The following is a 15,925-nucleotide window of genomic DNA, read 5'->3' on the forward strand; positions in this document are numbered from 1 at the left end:
AAGTGTTAACCAAAATACAAGGAGATGAAATTTATGGTTTCATCCGTTTATATCCATATACCATTTTGTGAAAAAATTTGTCATTACTGTGATTTCACAAAATTCTTTTATGAAGAAAAGATGGCCGATGATTACATTGAAGCATTAAGAAAAGAAGTATCAACATATATTAAAGAACCTAAGAAAAAAATGAAAACTATTTTTGTTGGTGGAGGAACACCAACTGCATTAAACAACCGACAACTTGAAAGCTTACTAAAGATTATCGATAGTCATTTTGATGTTGGACAATGTGAGGAATTTTCATTTGAAGCAAATCCTGGAGATTTGAACAGAGAAAAGATAAAGTTATTAAAAGATTATGGTGTAAATCGTATCTCGATGGGTGTTCAGGTATTTGATGATGTGATGCTAGAACAACTTGGTAGACTTCATCGGATTGAAGATGTGTATGCAAATGTCGATGCGCTTAAACAATATGGTATTAACAACATTAGTATTGACTTAATTTATAGTTTGCCAAACCAGACTTTAGACCATTTAGAACGAACATTGAACGAGGCACTATCATTCGATTTGCCACATTACTCTGCATATTCACTACAGATAGAACCTAAAACCGTATTTTATCAAAGGTATAAAACAGGAAAGTTAATAAAACCAAAAGAGGAAGTAGAGGCAAATATGTTTCAACTTCTAAGGGGAAAAATGCAGTCACATGGCAAAATGCAATATGAAATCAGTAACTTTTCGATACCTGGATATGAGAGTCAACATAATCTAACTTATTGGAATAATGATTATTATTTCGGTTTTGGAGCAGGGGCACATGGTTATTTACCAGGTAAGAGAATTGTTAATTTAAGACCATTCCCAGCATATGTTAAAAAAGCAAATGAAGACGGGTTACCCGTATTACACACAGAAGAAATTGGATTGAAAGAACAAATTGAAGAAGAAATGTTTTTAGGATTGCGTAAGTTACAGGGAGTTTCAAAGAATCAGTTCCTTAACAAGTTTGGGGTAGAGATGACGGACCTTTATAAACATGCAATCCATATCCTTTCGCAAAAAGGATGGGTACAGGAGAATGACGACTGCCTTCAATTGACAGAGGATGGTCTTTTGTTTGGAAATGAAGTTTTTCAAGAATTTTTGTTAGAACCAGATTCTTTGAAGCTTTCGAATTGACAATCGCACTAGCTTTTGATAATTTAATAATAGATTTAGCACTCGTTAGCTAAGAGTGCTAACAGAGGTGATCATCGATGTTATCAAATAGACAATTGTTAGTACTACAAGTTATTATTGATGAATTCATCCAAACGGCGCAACCGATTGGTTCACGTTCTATTTCTAAAAAGGATGAAGTGTCATTTAGTTCTGCTACAATTCGAAACGAAATGGCGGACTTAGAAGAGCTGGGTTTTATTGAAAAAACTCACTCTTCTTCGGGTAGAGTACCTTCAGAAAAAGGATACCGCTTTTATGTAGACCACCTATTATCTCCTTTTCATTTGTCAAATAATGATATGAGTATGATTACACACACGTTTGAAAAGGGTATGGTTGAATTTGAGCAAGTTGTTCAAAAGTCAGCTAAGGTGTTATCAGACTTAACTAATTACACTTCAATTATTTTAGGACCTGAAGTTTTTGAGACAAAGCTAAAGCAACTACAAATAATTAGCTTATCTCCACAAACTGCAGTAGCGATATTAGTTACAAATACAGGTCATGTAGAACATAGGTCGTTTAGCGTCCCTACAGAAATTCATCCAAGTGATTTAGAGAAGTTGGTTAATATCTTAAACGAAAGACTAGTTGATGTACCAATTATTCAACTACATGAGATGCTTTCAAAGGAAATTGCAATATTACTGAACACTTATACGGATGATTTTGACTTAGCATACCATTATTTAAGAGCTGCATTATTTGACGAACAACCAGTGAAACTTTATGTTGGTGGTAAGACGAATATAATGATGCAACCCGAATTTAAAGATGTAAACAAAATAAGGTCGCTTTATTCCATCATAGAACAAGAAGAGGAAATGGCTGATTTGCTTCGTTCTAGTAAGGATGGTATTAAAGTATCTATTGGCCAAGAAAACAAAATGGATGCTATGCAACATTGCAGTTTAATTACTGCGACGTATTCGCTTGGTGACCAACAAATGGGTACCATAGCTTTATTAGGACCAACTCGAATGGAATATTCACGTGTTATCTCACTAGTTAATGTGCTTTCTGCTCGATTAACTAAGACATTTCATTCTTGGTATTAATTTTCCTAATAAAGGGTATAGATGGAAGTGGTGGGGAGTTTTCCCATCCTTTATTTCTGTTTTGCTGGACATACTAGCTTTAAACTTTGTAGTCCAGCAATAATTTGTAAAACGAAATGATTTATTTACAGAGTCATTCGTGATATATTCAACAAGGCTATATTATAGGATGTTTTAGGAGGTGACAGTCGTGGAAAAAAAGGAAGAAGTGCATGAACAAAATAACACAGAAGAAGTGGTAGAAGAAGTAGATCAAGAACTTGTTGAAGAGGATACAAATGAAGAATCTAGTGATACTGAGGATTCAGAAATCGAAGTCCTACAACGAGAAAAAGATGATATCTATCAACGATTGTTAAGGGTGCAAGCTGAATATGATAATTTCCGCAAACGTACACAGAAAGAAAAAGAAGCGGATCGTAAATATAGATCGCAATCACTTATAACAGAATTATTGCCAGTAGTTGATAGCTTTGAAAGAGCATTACAGATAGAGATTAAAGATGAATCTGCTGGGGGTGTCGTAGAAGGCCTGAAAATGGTGTATCGACAATTAGCAGATGCCTTGCAAAAAGAAGGCGTTGAAGAAATTAAAACAACGGGTGAATCATTCGATCCACACTTACACCAAGCGGTCATGCAGGTGGAAGATGATCAATATGAATCCAATGTTGTCGTAGAGGAATTGCAAAAAGGATACAAACTAAAAGATCGGGTTATTCGCCCGGCAATGGTAAAAGTAAACCAATAAATTACATATGTAGTAAAGGAGGAAAAAGTCATGGGAAAAATTATCGGAATTGACTTAGGTACAACAAATTCTTGTGTCGCTGTAATGGAAGGTGGCGAATCAAAAGTAATCCCTAATCCAGAAGGGAATCGCACTACACCATCTGTAGTCGCATTTAAAAATGGTGAACGTCAAGTAGGTGAGGTTGCAAAACGCCAAGCCATCACGAATCCAAACACAATTCAATCAATAAAAAGACATATGGGAACAGACTATAAAGTGGAAATTGAGGGGAAAGAACATACTCCTCAAGAAATTTCAGCTATTATCCTTCAGCATATCAAATCTTATGCAGAAGACTATCTTGGAGAAACAGTTGATAAAGCTGTAATTACAGTACCTGCTTATTTTAATGATGCAGAGCGTCAAGCTACAAAAGATGCTGGTAAAATTGCAGGTCTTGAAGTAGAACGTATCATTAACGAACCTACAGCTGCAGCACTAGCTTATGGTATTGATAAAGGGGATCAAGATCAAACTATTCTAGTATATGACCTTGGTGGTGGTACGTTTGATGTATCTATCCTTGATATCGGTGATGGAGCATTTGAAGTGGTATCTACTGCAGGTGACAACCGTTTAGGTGGGGATGACTTTGATGAGTTAGTTATTGATCACTTAGTGGCTGAATTTAAAAAAGAACAAGGTATCGACTTATCTAAAGATAAAATGGCACTACAACGTCTAAAAGATGCAGCTGAAAAAGCTAAAAAAGATTTATCTGGTGTAGCTCAAACACAGATTTCTTTACCGTTTATTACAGCAGGGGAAGCTGGACCACTACACTTAGAAATGAACTTAACTCGTGCTAAATTTGATGAATTAACTTCTAGTCTTGTAGAACGTACGATGGCTCCAACACGTCAAGCTCTAAAAGACGCTAGTATGTCTGCAAGTGATATTGATAAAGTTCTTCTAGTTGGTGGTTCTACTCGTATCCCAGCTGTAGTAGAAGCGATTAAAAAAGAAATTGGAAAAGATCCTTCTAAAGGCGTAAACCCGGATGAAGTTGTTGCACTTGGTGCTGCAATTCAAGGTGGAGTTTTACAAGGAGATGTAAAAGACGTTGTTCTTTTAGATGTTACGCCACTTTCTTTAGGTATTGAAACAATGGGAAGCGTGACAACTAAATTAATTGAACGTAATACAACAATTCCAACTAGTCATTCACAAGTATTTTCAACTGCTGCCGACAATCAAACGGCTGTTGATATTCATGTCCTGCAAGGGGAACGTGAAATGGCTTCAGATAACAAAACACTAGGTCGTTTCCAGTTGACTGATATTCCACCAGCACCACGTGGAGTTCCTCAAATTGAAGTATCTTTTGATATTGATTCAAATGGTATTGTTAATGTTCGTGCTAAAGATTTAGGAACGAATAAAGAGCAATCAATTACCATCAAATCATCTTCAGGTCTTTCTGATGAGGAAGTAGAACAAATGGTGCGAGATGCTGAAGAAAATGCAGAAGAAGATAAAAAGCGTCGTGAAGAAATTGAACTTCGTAATGAAGCGGATCAAATGATCTTTACAACGGATAAAACAATAAAAGATCTTGGCGATAAAGTTTCGGAAGAAGAAAAACAACAAGCAGAAACAGCAAAAGAAGAGCTTCAAAAAGCAATAGAAGCTGATGATATCGAACAAATCAAAGAAAAGAAAGAAGCACTTCAAGAGCAAGTTCAAGCTCTTTCTGTTAAGCTATATGAACAAGCTGCTGCAGATGCGCAAGCACAAGCTGGTGCTGAAGGCGGAGAAGAACAAGGCGAAGATGTTGTAGACGCTGATTACGAAGAAGTAAATGATGATGAAGAGAAAAAGTAATACGTAAAACTTTAGGCGAGCAAACTTAGCTAGTAAACATGAAAAGTCAAAGTCAGGTTCTTCTTGACTTTGACTTTTTTCATAAATGTTCGCTACATAGTTATCTGTTTCATACCGCGGAAATATAGGAGAAAGTCATAGTTTTTATAAGATGAATACATTTGCTCTAAAAATAGATTCAATGTTATTATAAACTCTATGCAAAAGAAGAGTCGGGAGAGTGATCGTCAAGTGAGTAAACGAGACTATTATGAAATTTTAGGTGTTTCTAAAGATGCATCAAAGGAAGAAATGAAAAAAGCTTACCGTAAGTTAGCTCGAAAATATCACCCAGATGTTAACAAAGAGGAAAATGCTGCTGATAAGTTTAAAGAAGCAAAAGAAGCGTACGAAGTATTAGGCGATGAGCAAAAACGCGCACAATACGATCAATTTGGCCATTCAGGGCCACAGGGTCAAGGATTTGGTGGCGGATTTGGTGGTGCAGAAGATTTCGGTGGATTTGGCGATATTTTTGATATGTTTTTTGGTGGCGGTCGTCGCCGCGATCCAAACGCACCTAGACAAGGTGCTGATTTGCAATATACGATGACATTAGATTTTGAAGAGGCTATTTTTGGAAAAGAATCAGATGTTGAAATTCCGAAAGAAGAATCTTGTGATACATGTAATGGTTCAGGAGCTAAGCCTGGAACAAGTCCTAAAACGTGTACACATTGTAACGGTTCAGGGCAACTTAATATGGAACAAAACACACCGTTTGGCCGTGTAGTAAATAAAAGAGTGTGTCACCATTGTCAAGGATCAGGAAAGATTATTCCCGAAAAGTGTAATACATGTGGTGGAGCGGGAACAGTTAACAAACGTAAAAAGATTCACATTAGTATTCCAGCTGGAATTGATGAAGGACAACAAATAAGAGTTTCAGGTCAAGGTGAGCCGGGTGTTAATGGTGGACCATCTGGTGATTTATATGTTGTTATTCAAGTTAAACCACATGAATTTTATCAACGTGAAGGCGATCATATATTCTGTGAAATGCCAATTACATTTGCTCAAGCTGCACTCGGTGATGAAATACAGATTCCAACCGTACATGGAAAGGTGAAACTAAAAGTACCAGCAGGAACGCAAACAGGGAAAACTTTCCGTTTAAAAGGAAAGGGAGCACCAAATGTTCGTGGTTATGGACATGGAGATCAACATGTAAAAATTAGGGTCATTACACCGACTAATCTAAATGAACGCCAAAAAGAACTATTAAGAGAGTTAAATGATATTAGTGGAGATAAAGCGACAGATGAACATGAAGATTCGTTTTTTCAACGTGTAAAAAGAGCATTTAAAGGTGAATGATAAAGATTCAGTAAAAAAAGCTTGATAGCATATGGTTTTGCAATTTGATTTATCATTTAGATAAAAGTAATAAATGGCCCAACTGACCATGTTTTAATTTGGTCTAAATATAGACGAAATGAGTTGATCTTTTGAAGTGGTCTGAATTAAGCATCCATACTACAAATGAGGCAATTGAGCCAATCTCTAACATATTACATGAAGCAGGAGCGAGTGGGGTTGTCATCGAAGACCCAAGCGATTTGCTCCAAGAACGTGATACATCCTTTGGAGAGATTTATGAGTTGAATCCAGATGATTACCCAGAAGAAGGTGTCATGCTTAAAGCCTATTTACCTATGAATAGCTTCTTAGGTGAAACGGTCGATGAAATTAAGCAGGCTGTAAATAATTTACTGATTTATGATATCGATTTGGGTGTAAATCAAATTAGTTTAAGCGAAGTTAATGAAGAAGAATGGGCAACTGCGTGGAAAAAATACTATAAGCCTGTGAAAATATCAGAAAGAGTAACGATTACTCCTACTTGGGAGGATTATTCACCTGTTTCAAGTGATGAGCTCATCATAGAATTAGATCCGGGAATGGCTTTTGGAACAGGAACACATCCTACAACTGTATTAAGTATCCAAGCGTTAGAGCGATATATTAAAAATGGCTATCATGTAATAGATGTGGGTTCAGGTTCTGGAGTCTTAAGCATTGCTTCTATTTTATTAGGCGCAAAAAAAGTGGATGCCTATGATTTAGATGATATAGCTGTGAAAAGCACCAGACTTAACGCAAAGTTAAATAAAGTAGATAACAAAATCAGCTCAAAGCAAAATAATCTGTTAAACAATGTTAATCAGCAAGTGGATATTATTGTATCCAATATATTAGCTGAAATTATCATGCGCTTTGAGCAAGATGCGTTTGATTGTCTTAAGTCTGGTGGTTTTTTTATCACTTCAGGGATAATTCTAGCAAAAAAAGAACAGGTGAAAGAGGCTCTGATCTCTGCTGGATTTGAAATTATAGAAGTGAATCAAATGGAAGATTGGATTTCTATCATTGCAAAGAAACAGTAATAAAGGCAGGTGATCTTGTTGTGCAACGATATTTTATATCTTCCTCTAATTGGTCTGAGGATGGAAAAGTAGTTATTACGGGTGATGATGTTCATCATATCGTCCGTGTCATGCGAATGGATGTAGATGATGAAATTATATGTACTCATCCTAACGGTGAAGCGGCCATTTGTAAGATTATAGAAATATCATCTGATAAGGTATTTGTTAATATAGTTAATTGGAAAGAAGAACAAGTTGAATTACCTATCCATGTTACAATTGCACAAGGATTGCCAAAGGCTGACAAGCTAGAGTTGATTCTACAAAAAGGTACAGAACTCGGGGCAAACAAGTTTATACCATTCCAGGCTTCACGATCAATTGTGAAATGGGATCAAAAAAAAGCCGATAAAAAAATAGAACGTTTTAATAAGATCGTAAAAGAAGCAAGTGAACAGTCACATCGAACACGAATTCCTCATGTTAAATCAGTTTATAGCTTTCAAAAGCTATTAGAGGAAAGTAAGGATTATGATGTTAAGTTATTTGCGTTTGAAGAAGAAACACGTTCTAAACAATCTGAAAAGCTCAGTCATATTTTTGATGAAATAAAATTAGGCCAGTCTGTAATTGCTTGCATAGGTCCAGAAGGTGGCTTTGCTTTAGATGAGGTGACTCTTTTAAAGGAATACGGTTTTTCACCTGTAAGGTTAGGGCCAAGAATACTTAGAACTGAAACTGCTCCTTTGTATTTCTTATCAAGTATTTCCTATCATTTTGAAGAATTGAGGTGATGAAATTGCCTACAGTAGCATTTCATACATTAGGTTGTAAAGTTAATCATTATGAAACAGAAGGAATATGGCAAAAATTCAAGGCAGAAGGTTATGAAAGAGTGGATTTTGATCATTCCTCAGATGTATATGTGATTAATACTTGCACAGTAACCAATACTGGAGATAAAAAAAGTAGACAAATTATTCGTCGTGCCATTCGTAAAAATCCAGAGGGAGTAGTATGTGTTACCGGCTGTTATGCACAAACATCTCCGGGTGAGATTATGGAAATTCCAGGTGTAGATGTGGTCGTTGGTACACAGGACCGTGGTAAAATGATTGATTACATTGAAAATCACAAAATAAATCGTCAGCCTATAAACGGTGTGTCTAATATTATGAAAAACCGTGTTTTTGAGGAAATGGATGTTCCTGCATTTACAGATCGAACAAGAGCATCGCTGAAAATCCAGGAAGGCTGTAACAATTTTTGTACTTTTTGTATCATCCCTTGGTCGCGGGGTCTGTTGCGTTCCAGGGAACCAGAAAATGTCTTGAAACAAGCGCAACAACTAGTGGATGCAGGTTATAAAGAAGTAGTATTAACTGGCATACACACTGCTGGCTATGGTGAAGATATGAAAGACTATAACTTTGCAAAGTTACTACGCGAACTTGAAACGAAAGTGGACGGCTTAAAGCGGATAAGAATTTCATCAATTGAAGCAAGTCAAATTACAGATGAAGTAATCGAGGTACTGGACCAATCAAAAAAAATTGTTAGACACTTGCACATTCCACTTCAATCTGGATCCGATTCAGTCTTGGAAAGAATGAGAAGGAAGTATTCATCAACTTTTTATAAAGAAAAAGTTGATAGAATAAAACAAGCTTTACCAGGTCTTGCTATTACATCTGATGTTATTGTTGGTTTTCCTGGTGAAACCGAACTGGAGTTCATGGAAACATATCGGTTTATTCAAGAAATTGGTTATTCTGAGTTACATGTATTTCCTTTCTCTAAGCGAACTGGAACTCCTGCTGCCCGAATGGATGATCAGGTAGAAGATGATATTAAAAATGACCGTGTACACCAACTAATTGAATTATCAAATCAACAAGCCAAAGGATATGCATCGCTTTTTGAGGATGAAGTATTAGAAGTCATACCAGAAGAGAAATATGATAGTCAAGAAAGTGAAAACTTACTTGTCGGTTATTCCGATAATTATTTGAAAGTTAAATTCGAAGGAACCGAAGATATGATTGGCAAGATTGTGCGTGTCAAAATTAATAAGGCAGGATACCCTTATAACGAAGGAACCTTTGTGAAAATTATGGATGAACCAAATATAAAACAGAATATAGAAATGTCTTCATAAATGAAACCCGGTATTACTGGGTTTTTGTTTTGTAATAAATCTAGAATAAAAAACAAATAGTAAAGGTTAAGCTGTTTTTATTGTCTATGAAGATAATAAAATTTGCAGATTTTATATAAATTGGTATTTTTGTTGTAGAGATGCTATCATTTGACTGAATAATCGAAAAGGAAGGTAGAATAATGAATAATATAGCAAAGATGATCGACCATACACAATTGAAACCAGATACAGTGAAAGAAAAAATCAATCAGATTATTGAAGAAGCACGCGAACACGAATTTGCTTCCGTTTGTGTTAACCCCTATTGGGTCTCGTACTGTTATAGTAAACTTAAGGATACTGATGTAAAGGTATGTACTGTTATTGGATTTCCGCTTGGTGCTACTACATCAGAAACAAAGTCTTTTGAAACAGAACAAGCAATTAAGAACGGTGCTACAGAAGTAGATATGGTAATCAATATAGGTGCATTGAAAGATAAAGATTATGATACAGTAGAGAACGATATAAAAATGGTGGTAGATACTGCAAGAGGTAAAGCCCTAACAAAAGTTATTATTGAGACTTCTCTTCTAACTAACGAGGAAAAAGTAAAGGCTTGTGAATTAGCTAAAAAAGCAGGTGCTGATTTTGTGAAAACATCTACCGGTTTTTCAGGCGGTGGAGCAACGATAGAGGACATTACTCTAATGAGAAACACTGTTGGACAAGAGGTGGGTGTAAAAGCTTCTGGTGGTGTCCGTAACCGTCAAGATACGGAAGCGATGATTGAAGCAGGTGCTACGCGTATCGGGGCTAGTTCTGGTGTTCAAATTATTGCTGATGAGCAGGGCCAATCAGGTTATTAAGATGTTGTATAACACCTTTCGTATATACGAAAGGTGTTATTTTTAAAATTTGTCATAGAAATTTTTATTTTTTGAATTTGATAGAAAGTGTGAAGTGAAACTTAATTATGATTTTAGTGGTAAGGTAATACGTCGTTGCGGAAAACACTAGTTTTTCATAGGTGTGTTTTAGCCTACTCACGAGCAAATGTTATCGATAGGCCGAGTTACCGCAGGCCCAAAGAGCGTTTCCTTAAAAAAGAACAACACTCTTTTTTGTGTGAGATGTAATTTCACTGGAGATTTTGATTCTGTGGGGCTTTCAACTGTTGCTTTCCCATAATACCACTCAAGCATCATTGCAACGTAAAAGAATTATACAATAGTTAAGAATACTAGTGCAGACTTTATGAACAATAACTTCTTAAGAATATACAATCTATTTTTATTACCGATTTTGTTTAACTTAATTATTTACCATGAAATTTATAAATGAATTTTTCAAATAAACTAACAAAAGGTAAGAAAAATAAAACCGAAAAAACATTAAAAAGTACGGAAATATGAGCCAGCTGTTCTTTTACATCTGTCGCAAGCAATTGAGCTATATCTGTAAGCCAATCAAGGAACGGAATAAACATTAAAACACTGAGAACATTAAACCAGATATGCGCCATTGCAACTAACTTAGCCTCTTTCTTTGTTCCAATTACTGCTAATAAAGCAGTGACGCATGTCCCAATGTTAGACCCAAGAACTATAGCGATGGAAACAGCCAAGGTAATTAACCCTTCATTTAAAATGCTCATGGTAATTCCAATTGTCGCACTAGATGATTGAATGATTCCACTAACGAGTATGCCAATTAAAACGCCAAAGGAAGGGATGTTGTTAGCCCAATAAAGACTGTCGGTAAGAATAGGCATTTCTGTTAATAGTTGTGCCAATGATTCAAATCCATCCAGAGCTACAAAAATAGTCCCTAAACCTACTAAAATTGCTCCGATACTAAATATAGTTCGATTGTTAATAAATATTAATACAGAGCCAATAATAACAAAAGATGTCTCAGGAATGACGTTTGAAAATGCCATTAACTCTCCAGTAACAGTGGTGCCGATATTAGCACCAAATATAATACCGATAGACTGTCTAAAGGTTAAGAAACCTATGCTAACAAAGCTTATCGTTAATACCATAATCAATGAACTACTTTGTAAGATGGCAGTAGCAATAATACCAGTAAGTATGCCTAAATATGTATTTTTCGTAAAGTTAGCTAATAAATATTGCATCTTACTATAAGAAAGTTGATATAAACCTGTCCTTAATATTGTCATTCCTAAAAAAAACAACATAATAAATACAGCTGTTAAAGATACTAAATCTCCCACCGTCTTCACCTCTATATCATTGTATGGACAAGATTTATAAACATGAGAAAAATTTTTATAATGAGTCAATTTCATAATTACCTTATTCACTCATCTAAGAGCAATATATAGTTTGAAAATGGTTTTATCCAACTATATATTGTTGGAAGTGACGAGAAAATTGGTATTATGAAATTGATTAAATACATAAAAATTAAAATAATTCATGTATTATTCTAAAATAAGTTGACCAGGAAAAATCATTATATTATAATTGGCGATAGGCATATGTGGTAATACATATGTCGCTATAAATTTGTTGTATGCTTCGGAGGGAGGGAAATTAGCATGTCAAACACAACTCGCGTTCGTAAAAACGAGTCTCTTGAAGATGCTCTTCGTCGCTTTAAGCGCAGTGTATCAAAAAACGGTACATTGGCAGAATATCGTAAAAAAGAATTTTATGAAAAACCTAGTGTGCGTCGTAAGAAAAAGTCTGAGGCGGCTAGAAAGCGTAAGTAATTAAAGAGGGTGTAGAGAGCAAATGTCATTATTGGACCGTCTGAACCAGGATATGAAACAAGCAATGAGGAATAAAGATAAGCTATCATTAGGAGTTATCCGAATGGTTAAAGCTTCTTTACAAAATGATGCTATTAAACTGGGGAAGGACGCTTTATCTGAAGAAGAAGAATTATCTGTTTTGACTAGAGAGTTGAAACAGCGTAAAGATTCCCTCCATGAATTTAAAGAAGCTGGACGCGATGATCTTGTAGCGAAACTTAATGATGAAATAAAAGTTTTACAAGTATATATGCCAGAGCAGCTATCTCAAGAAGAGCTTGAAGAGATTATCGTACAAACCATTAATGAGGTAAATGCCACTTCTAAAAAGGAAATGGGTAAAGTGATGGGTGCTTTAATGCCTAAAGTTAAAGGTAAAGCAGATGGCGGACTAGTGAATCAACTAGTGATGAAACATTTATCATAATTTACCCACATACGATTATAGATTAGTAAGGCATTATTGTTTCTAAGAATATATCCCTTGTCACAAAGTGACAAGGGATTATTTATTAAATAAATAATACATATTTGTGAAACCTTATAATTAACGTTACCGTATACATTGTTATGTCGATAGAAAGGAGGATTGGGATGCGACTAACTAGATTTATACCCATTATACCGCTCCTTATTGCGATTAGCTGTATTTTAATGATGCCACTTCAAGAAAACACTGCTCTCGCAGATGGTGAAGGAAAGTTGGTTTATGTTATACCAATAGAAAAAGAAGTGGAACGTGGTCTAGAAGCATTTTTACAAAGAACTACAAATGAAGCGATTGAAGCTAATGCTGATCACATCATATTCGAAATAGATACACCAGGTGGTAGAGTAGATGCAGCTGAAAATATAGGAGAGATACTACAAAATGTTGAGATACCTACCTCTTCTTTTATAACAAGTCGAGCGTTATCTGCAGGGTCTTACATAGCGCTTAACACGGATAATATTTTTATGAAGCCTCAAGCTACGATAGGTGCGAGTGGAGTAATCAATTCAGATGGAACAGCTGCAGAAAAAAAAGCTCAATCTGCATGGATTGCTGCTATGACAGGGGCAGCAGAGTCTAAAAATAGAAATCCATTATATGCAAAAGCAATGGCTGATGCTGAGATTGATTTACCTGAGTATGGCGCTGGCAAAGGGGAGTTTTTAACACTGGATGCTAATTCAGCTGTTAAGGTTGAATACGCCGAAGCAATTGTAAATCACCGTACAGAATTGTTAAGTAATTTGAAATTAACTAATGCAACTGTGGTTGAAATGGAAGTTACAATCTCAGAAGAAATAGCTAGGTTTTTGACAAATCCAGTAGTAGTTCCTATATTGTTATCATTAGCTAGCATTGGGTTAATTGTTGAACTGTATTCTCCAGGGTTTGGTGTTCCAGGTTCCATCGGTTTATTATCCTTAGTTTTATTCTTTTATGGACATATTGTTGCTGGATTAGCTGGATATGAAGCGATAATATTGTTAGTATTAGGTATTGGACTAATAGTAGCAGAAATATTTGTTCCAGGTGGTATTTTAGGTATCATAGGTGTAGGGGCAGTCGTCGGCTCCTTATTATTATCAACGAATGATATTGGGTACATGGCAATGAGTATTGGAATTGCTCTATTAGTTACAATTATCGTTTCTGTGATAATGTTTAAGAGAATGGGACTAGAAAAAGGTATATTTAGACATATTATCCTAAAAGATGCGACGACAACGGAAAGTGGATATGTGTCTACAGTAAATCGTTTAGAGTTAATTGGTTTAGAAGGTAAAACGGTTACACCTCTTCATCCGAGCGGCACCGCTCTGTTTGATGATGAACGAATGGATGTTGTATCCGAAGGCGGCTTCATAAATAATGATTCTTCTGTAAAAATTGTAAAAGTGGAAGGATCTCGAATCGTCGTTCGTGAAACAAATAAATAGAAATAGAAATAGGAGGAAATAAATATGGAATTGAACGAACTGATGCCGATTATTTTAATCGGGATAATTATTATTGCTGTAGCAGTATTATTTACATTTATTCCAGTAATGCTTTGGATTAGTGCTTTAGCTGCTGGTGTTCATGTTAATATTTTTACACTTGTAGGGATGCGTTTAAGAAGAGTAGTTCCTGCTCGAGTAATTAATCCGTTAATCAAGGCACATAAAGCAGGACTTAATGTTAATACAAATCAATTAGAGAGTCATTACTTAGCAGGTGGTAATGTTGATAGAGTGGTAAATGCATTGATCGCTGCCCAACGTGCTAACATTGAGTTGATTTTCGAACGTGCAGCTGCTATTGATCTAGCAGGCCGTGATGTATTAGAAGCTGTACAGATGAGTGTAAATCCTAAAGTTATTGAAACACCATTTATTGCTGGTATTGCGATGGATGGTATTGAAGTAAAAGCAAAAGCAAGAATAACTGTACGTGCTAACATTGACCGTCTAGTCGGTGGTGCTGGTGAAGATACAGTTATAGCTCGTGTTGGTGAAGGTGTCGTAAGTACAATTGGTAGTTCTGAAACACATAAGAAAGTATTAGAAAACCCTGATTCGATTTCTAAAAACGTATTAAGTAGAGGTCTAGATGCAGGAACAGCATTTGAAATCTTATCGATTGATATTGCTGATGTCGATGTAGGGAAAAACATTGGTGCGATGTTACAAACAGACCAAGCTGAAGCAGACAAAAATATTGCACAGGCTAAAGCAGAAGAGCGTCGTGCGATGGCTGTTGCACAAGAACAAGAAATGCTTGCTCGTGTACAAGAAATGCGCGCGAAAGTTGTGGAAGCTGAAGCCGATGTACCATTAGCGTTAGCTGAAGCTTTACGTTCTGGGCACATGGGTGTTATGGATTATATGAACTATAAGAATATAAATGCGGATACAGACATGCGTGATTCTATAGGCAAGATTTCTAAAGATGAAGATGAAGAGTAAAAGGTAATCCTCGAAAGGAGGGTTTTTGATGGAAGATTTGTTTGGAATGATTATTCCATTACTAGCAGCGGCTGCTTGGTTGTTCGGTTCGTTTAAAAAGCAAGATGAAAAGAATAAACCAGCCGAAAAAAATCAGCATCCGAGACCAACTTCGACGCCATCCGGGAGAACTGACTACGAAGTAAGTTCGCCTGTAGATGATTATGATGACTCATCTACTAAAATGGGACCACAAAGATATTATGAAGAGAAGAAACAGCAATTAGATCAACTGAAAGATCATATGGAGATTGGTGGAAACATCACATCTGGTCAAAGAGAACAAAACAGCATGATAAATGAGGTTTCCAGAAAAGGAAAGAACAAGAAAACGAATAAATCTCCTAGTAGTAGAAAAAGTGAAACTTTTTCTATTGCTAAAAATATGTCTAAACGTGGATTAGCAGAAAGTATTGTTATGGCAGAGGTATTAGGACCACCAAAATCACAAAAGCCACATCGTAATATAATGCAGAATCGAAGAAGTTAGTAAAAAACTCTGTCACAAAAGTGACAGAGTTTTTTTATGGCCATTAGGGTTAAATGTAAAATTACGGGCAAGCAAAGACTTTTTCGTATTGACTTCTTATAAACGAGGGAGTCTGTTTGTTAGGTTTAAAAACTAATTTTAGGCAATTTGTGCTCATATTTAAAATAGACTCATTTCTTATAAATCTAAACATAAGTATAGCTTATACAGTACTACAT

15 protein-coding genes are annotated in these 15,925 nt (G+C 35.8%); 14 read left to right on the forward strand and 1 reads right to left on the reverse strand.

From position 1 onward, the window contains the following. Positions 1–33 precede the first annotated feature (33 nt). The 9 genes from hemW to deoC all read left to right on the forward strand — a co-directional run bounded on the left by hemW (position 34) and on the right by deoC (position 10,325). A complete protein-coding gene (hemW, locus tag QQS35_RS13650) occupies positions 34–1,191 on the forward strand; it encodes a radical SAM family heme chaperone HemW (RefSeq protein WP_285932773.1) in 1,158 nt (385 codons plus the stop codon). Between the two features lie 77 nt (positions 1,192–1,268). Next, positions 1,269–2,291 (forward strand): heat-inducible transcriptional repressor HrcA, encoded by a 1,023-nt coding sequence (gene hrcA, locus QQS35_RS13655; RefSeq protein ID WP_285932774.1) that lies wholly within the window; start codon positions 1,269–1,271, stop codon positions 2,289–2,291. Positions 2,292–2,481: 190 nt separating this feature from the next. Then, positions 2,482–3,042 carry a nucleotide exchange factor GrpE gene (grpE, locus tag QQS35_RS13660; RefSeq protein ID WP_285932775.1) on the forward strand — a complete coding sequence of 187 codons (561 nt, stop codon included), beginning with the start codon at positions 2,482–2,484 and terminating at the stop codon, positions 3,040–3,042. A 30-nt stretch (positions 3,043–3,072) separates the two neighbouring features. Then, complete coding sequence (gene dnaK / locus QQS35_RS13665) at positions 3,073–4,908, forward strand: molecular chaperone DnaK (protein WP_285932776.1); 1,836 nt, start codon at positions 3,073–3,075, stop codon at positions 4,906–4,908. A gap of 231 nt (positions 4,909–5,139) precedes the next feature. Then, complete coding sequence (gene dnaJ, locus QQS35_RS13670) at positions 5,140–6,264, forward strand: molecular chaperone DnaJ (RefSeq protein WP_285932777.1); 1,125 nt, start codon at positions 5,140–5,142, stop codon at positions 6,262–6,264. A gap of 131 nt (positions 6,265–6,395) precedes the next feature. After that, on the forward strand, positions 6,396–7,334 hold the full coding sequence (gene prmA, locus QQS35_RS13675) for a 50S ribosomal protein L11 methyltransferase (protein WP_285932778.1): 939 nt from the start codon (positions 6,396–6,398) through the stop codon (positions 7,332–7,334). 20 nt (positions 7,335–7,354) lie between these two features. After that, a complete protein-coding gene (locus QQS35_RS13680; RefSeq protein WP_285932779.1) occupies positions 7,355–8,110 on the forward strand; it encodes a 16S rRNA (uracil(1498)-N(3))-methyltransferase in 756 nt (251 codons plus the stop codon). A 5-nt stretch (positions 8,111–8,115) separates the two neighbouring features. Then, positions 8,116–9,474: a tRNA (N(6)-L-threonylcarbamoyladenosine(37)-C(2))-methylthiotransferase MtaB gene (gene mtaB, locus QQS35_RS13685; protein ID WP_285932780.1), complete on the forward strand. Its 1,359-nt coding sequence runs from the start codon at positions 8,116–8,118 to the stop codon at positions 9,472–9,474. 182 nt (positions 9,475–9,656) lie between these two features. Then, positions 9,657–10,325 carry a deoxyribose-phosphate aldolase gene (deoC, locus tag QQS35_RS13690; RefSeq protein WP_285932781.1) on the forward strand — a complete coding sequence of 223 codons (669 nt, stop codon included), beginning with the start codon at positions 9,657–9,659 and terminating at the stop codon, positions 10,323–10,325. A gap of 449 nt (positions 10,326–10,774) precedes the next feature. Here deoC and QQS35_RS13695 read toward each other — a convergent pair whose 3' ends face one another. Then, positions 10,775–11,698 (reverse strand): Na/Pi symporter, encoded by a 924-nt coding sequence (locus QQS35_RS13695; RefSeq protein WP_285932782.1) that lies wholly within the window; start codon positions 11,696–11,698, stop codon positions 10,775–10,777. A 327-nt stretch (positions 11,699–12,025) separates the two neighbouring features. On the opposite strand from QQS35_RS13695, the gene rpsU reads away from it, so the two are divergent. From rpsU to QQS35_RS13720, 5 genes are all read left to right on the forward strand, one after another. After that, positions 12,026–12,199 (forward strand): 30S ribosomal protein S21, encoded by a 174-nt coding sequence (rpsU, locus tag QQS35_RS13700; RefSeq protein WP_285932783.1) that lies wholly within the window; start codon positions 12,026–12,028, stop codon positions 12,197–12,199. A gap of 22 nt (positions 12,200–12,221) precedes the next feature. Further along, positions 12,222–12,668 (forward strand): GatB/YqeY domain-containing protein, encoded by a 447-nt coding sequence (locus tag QQS35_RS13705; protein ID WP_285932784.1) that lies wholly within the window; start codon positions 12,222–12,224, stop codon positions 12,666–12,668. A 167-nt stretch (positions 12,669–12,835) separates the two neighbouring features. Beyond that, a complete protein-coding gene (locus tag QQS35_RS13710) occupies positions 12,836–14,170 on the forward strand; it encodes an NfeD family protein (RefSeq protein WP_407933967.1) in 1,335 nt (444 codons plus the stop codon). Between the two features lie 24 nt (positions 14,171–14,194). After that, positions 14,195–15,178, forward strand: coding sequence for a flotillin-like protein FloA (gene floA / locus QQS35_RS13715; RefSeq protein ID WP_285932785.1), 984 nt, complete (start codon positions 14,195–14,197; stop codon positions 15,176–15,178). Between the two features lie 28 nt (positions 15,179–15,206). Beyond that, positions 15,207–15,707: a hypothetical protein gene (locus QQS35_RS13720; protein WP_285932786.1), complete on the forward strand. Its 501-nt coding sequence runs from the start codon at positions 15,207–15,209 to the stop codon at positions 15,705–15,707. Positions 15,708–15,925: the final 218 nt, after the last annotated feature.

The organism is Aquibacillus rhizosphaerae (assembly GCF_030282825.1).
Classification (GTDB): domain Bacteria; phylum Bacillota; class Bacilli; order Bacillales; family Amphibacillaceae; genus Aquibacillus_C; species Aquibacillus_C rhizosphaerae.